4 protein-coding genes are annotated in these 4,086 nt (G+C 74.5%); 3 read left to right on the top strand and 1 reads right to left on the bottom strand.

What is annotated here, in order from left to right:
- Together GV126_RS31135 and GV126_RS31130 are read left to right on the top strand one after the other, a co-directional pair.
- On the top strand, positions 1-1,097 hold a 1,097-nt coding region (locus GV126_RS31135), incomplete at its 5' end, for an FAD-dependent oxidoreductase (protein WP_159672875.1).
- Positions 1,098-1,223: 126 nt separating this feature from the next.
- Positions 1,224-2,051, top strand: coding sequence for a rhomboid family intramembrane serine protease (locus GV126_RS31130; protein ID WP_159672873.1), 828 nt, complete (start codon positions 1,224-1,226; stop codon positions 2,049-2,051).
- A gap of 37 nt (positions 2,052-2,088) precedes the next feature.
- On the opposite strand, the gene hemE is transcribed toward GV126_RS31130, so the two are convergent.
- A complete protein-coding gene (hemE, locus tag GV126_RS31125; protein WP_159672871.1) occupies positions 2,089-3,159 on the bottom strand; it encodes a uroporphyrinogen decarboxylase in 1,071 nt (356 codons plus the stop codon).
- Between the two features lie 124 nt (positions 3,160-3,283).
- On the opposite strand from hemE, the gene GV126_RS31120 reads away from it, so the two are divergent.
- On the top strand, positions 3,284-3,970 hold the full coding sequence (locus GV126_RS31120; protein ID WP_159672869.1) for a DUF3000 domain-containing protein: 687 nt from the start codon (positions 3,284-3,286) through the stop codon (positions 3,968-3,970).
- Positions 3,971-4,086 lie beyond the last annotated feature (116 nt).

Genomic DNA, 4,086 nt, shown 5'->3' with positions numbered 1-4,086 from the left:
CGCGGGACGTCGATTCCGGCGCCGAGTCCTGGGCGGCGTACGACAAACTCGTGATCGCCACCGGGGCCCGGCCGGTCCGCCCCGACATGCCCGGCATCGACGCGCCCGGCGTGCACGGCGTGCAGACCCTGGACGACGGCCAGGCGCTCCTCGACAGTCTGACGCGCACGCGTGAGGGGCGCCGGGCCGTGGTGGTCGGCGCCGGGTACATCGGTGTCGAGATGGCCGAGGCCCTGATCAAGCGGGGCTACGAGGTGACGGTCGTCAACCGGGGCGCCGAGCCGATGTCGACGCTCGACGCCGACATGGGCCGGCTCGTGCGCGAGGCCATGGAGGGCCTCGGCATCACCATGGTCGGCGGGGCGGAGGTGACCAAGGTCCTCACCGGCGAGGACGGACGGGTCCGGGCGGTGGCCACCGAGGACGCCGAGTACCCGGCGGACGTGGTGGTGCTGGGCATCGGGGTGCGCCCGCAGACGGAGCTCGCGCGGGCGGCCGGGCTTCCGCTCGGCGCGCACGGCGGCCTGCTCACCGACCGCGCGATGCGGGTGCGCGGCCACGAGAACATCTGGGCGGGCGGGGATTGCGTGGAGGTCCTGGACCTGGTCTCCGGGCAGCAGCGGTACGTCCCGCTGGGCACCCACGCCAACAAGCACGGCCAGATCATCGGCACCAACGCCGGCGGCGGCTACGCCACCTTCCCCGGTGTGGTCGGCACCGCGGTGAGCAAGGTGTGCGAGCTGGAGATCGCCCGCACCGGGCTGCGCGAGAAGGACGCCCGCCGCGTGGGCCTGCGGTTCGAGACCGTCACCGTCGAGTCCACCAGCCGCGCGGGCTACTACCCGGGCGCCTCCCCCATGACGGTGAAGATGCTCGCCGAACGCCGCACCGGACGCCTGCTCGGCGTGCAGATCGTGGGCCGGGAGGGCGCGGCCAAACGGGTCGACGTCGCGGCGGTCGCGCTCACGGCCGGGCTGACGGTGGAGCAGATGACGGCCCTCGACCTGGGGTACGCGCCGCCGTTCTCGCCGGTGTGGGACCCCGTGCTGGTGGCCGCCCGGAAGGCCGCCGCGAAGATCCGCGACGGCGCGCGCTGAACGCTCACCGGCCGCCGCGTCCGGGCGGCCGCCGCGTCACCGGGCGCGGGCGAGGGCCGGGACGCCGGCGGGGCCGGACGGGGGCGTCCACCGATTCACCGCACGCATCCGGGGCACTACTCCCCTGTGGTCATCCCGGTCCATGATGTGAACCCGGTGCGGCGCACCCCTTGGGTGACGTACGCCCTGATCGTCGCGAACATCGTCGTGTTCCTGTCCACGCCCGGCATCTCCGGGTCGGTGACGGGCGGCGGCTCGCTGGCCCAGCTGTGCGATCTGCAGGCGTTCACCGAGCACTACGCCCTGGTTCCGCGCGAGCTGATCCACCACCGCATGCCGTCACTGGTGCCGACGGGCACCGTGGGCGTCGGCCCGCACGGGCCGGGCTGCGTGCTGGGCCCGCCGGGCTACGACAAGTCGGCCGAGCTGTCGGTGCTCACCGCGATGTTCCTGCACGGCAGCTGGGTGCACCTGCTGGGCAACATGCTGTTCCTGTTCATCTTCGGGAACAACATCGAGGACCGCATGGGACACCTGCGGTTCCTGCTGTTCTACGTGGTCTGCGGATACGCCGCCGGATACGGTTTCGCGCTGCTCAACGCCGACTCCGGCCAGCCGCTGATCGGCGCGTCCGGGGCGATCGCCGGCGTGCTCGGCGCCTATCTGGTGCTGTACCCGAGGGCCCGGGTCTGGGTCCTCGTACCGTTCCTGATCTTCCTGCCGCTGCGGTTGCCGGCCTGGCTGGTGCTGGGCTTCTGGTTCGTGCTGCAGGCGTTCTACTCCGCCGGCGAGGGCGTCGCCCAGGCGGGCACGGTGGCGTACGCGGCCCATGTCGTCGGCTTCGTGGCCGGCCTGCTGATCGCGCTGCCGCTGCGCCCCGGTACCCCGCCCCCGCCCGAGCCGCGCGGCCTGCTGGTCGGGCGGCGGGCCCGGCCGCGCTGGTCGGGCTGGTGAGGACGGGGCCGGGGCGGCGGCGCCGGCCGGTACGGGGTCAGCGGGCGGTCTGCGTGTGCACGTACTCCACGAGCCGGGTCAGGGCGTCGGGGTCGGTGGACGGCATGACGCCGTGACCCAGGTTGAAGACGTGGCCCTCCAGGCCCGCGGCGGCGTCCAGCACCTCGCGGGTCTTGGCCTCGACGGCCCGGCGGGGCGCGAACAGCACCGTCGGGTCCAGGTTGCCCTGCAGCGCCCTGCCGGGGCCGACGCGGCGGGCGGCCTCGTCCAGCGGGACGCGCCAGTCGACGCCGACGACGTCCGCGCCGGCCTCGCCCATCAGGCCCAGCAGCTCGCCGGTGCCGACCCCGAGGTGGATGCGCGGCACGCCGTACCCGGCGACGGCCTGGAACACCTTCGCGGAAGCCGGCAGCACCGAGCGGCGGTAGTCGGCGGGGGCGAGCGCCCCGGCCCAGGAGTCGAACAGCTGCACGGCGCTCGCGCCCGCCTCGATCTGCACCTTCAGGAAGGCGGCCGTGATGTCGGCGAGGCGGTCGAGCAGGTCGGCCCACAGCTCGGGGTCGCCGTACATCATCGCCTTGGCGTTCTCGTACGTGCGCGACGGGCCGCCCTCGACCAGGTAGCTCGCCAGGGTGAAGGGCGCGCCGGCGAAGCCGATCAGCGGGGTGGCGCCCAGCTCCCGGGTGAGCAGGCCGACCGCCTCGGTGACGTAGGGGACGTCCTCGGGGGTCAGCTCGCGCAGCCGGGCCAGGTCCTCGCGGGTGCGGAACGGGCGGTCGACGACCGGGCCGACGCCGGGCTCGATGTCGAGCCCGACCCCGATGGCCTTCAGCGGCACGACGATGTCGCTGAAGTAGATCGCCGCGTCCACGCCGTGCCGACGCACCGGCTGCAGCGTGATCTCGGTGATCAGCTCCGGGCGCATGCAGGACTCCAGCATGGGGATGCCCTCGCGCACCTTGCGGTACTCCGGCAGGGAGCGCCCGGCCTGCCGCATGAACCACACGGGCGTGTGCGGCACCGGTTCACGCCTGCACGCCTTGAGGAAGGCGGAGTCGTAGGTGGCGGTCGGCGGCTGGTGACGGACGGGCGTGTCGTTGGCACTCACGGGGCAAGTCTCGCACGGCCCCACCGGCGCGACGGCCGCGGTGTGCGGGCACCGGGGGCCGGCGCCGCGGGCGACGGGGTGTGTTGCCCTGCACGACGGCCCGGTTCCCCTTAATCTTCCCGGCATGGCTGCGGCTCAGGGACGACTGTCGGACGGCGCTGGCGGAATGGACGACGCGAAGGAGGGGGAAGGGCGTGCGAGCAGGGCGGATCAGGTGACGGATCAGGTTCCGTCGCCGTTCCGGACGGCCGTCGAGGCGTTGCGGACCGCGCGGCTGCGGCCGCAGGTGGAGGTCGAGCAGGTGCCGCCGCCGCAGCGCCTGGCGCCGTACGCGCACGCGCTGGAGGCCACGGTCGTCGACGGTGAGCAGGACCTCGCCGACGGCCGTCTGGTGCTGCTGCACGACCCGGCCGGGCACGACGCCTGGCGCGGGACGTTCCGCCTGGTGACGCTGGTGCGGGCGGAGCTGGAGCCGGAGATGGCCGCCGACCCGCTGCTGCCGGAGGTGTGCTGGTCGTGGCTGACCGGAGCGCTGCAGGCCCGGGGGCTGACGTACGGCGAGCCGAGCGGCACCGTCACCCGGGCCAGCTCGCACTACTTCGGCGGGCTGGCGGCGCGCCCCTCCGCCTCGCAGATCGAGATCCGCGCCTCCTGGACCCCGCGCGAGGGCCTGGGCGGCGTCCCGGACACGGCCGCCCATCTGGCCTCCTGGTGCGACCTGCTCGCCCAGGTCGCGGGCCTGCCCCCGGCCGGCCCCGGTGACGCCTCCGTGGTGACCCTGCCGCAACGGCGCGGCCCGCAGCCCCACTGAGCCTCCGCAGGCGCGCCCGCTCCTCCACCGGCCCAGGCGCACGTCCCCGGGCAGACACTCACGGGCAGACACTCCCGGCCGGACGGCCTCGGGCGAACGCCCCGCCCGGGCTGCCC

It is taken from the genome of Streptomyces mexicanus, from assembly GCF_902506575.1.
GTDB lineage: Bacteria > Actinomycetota > Actinomycetes > Streptomycetales > Streptomycetaceae > Streptomyces > Streptomyces mexicanus.
This window is presented reverse-complemented; position numbering and strand designations above follow the sequence as displayed.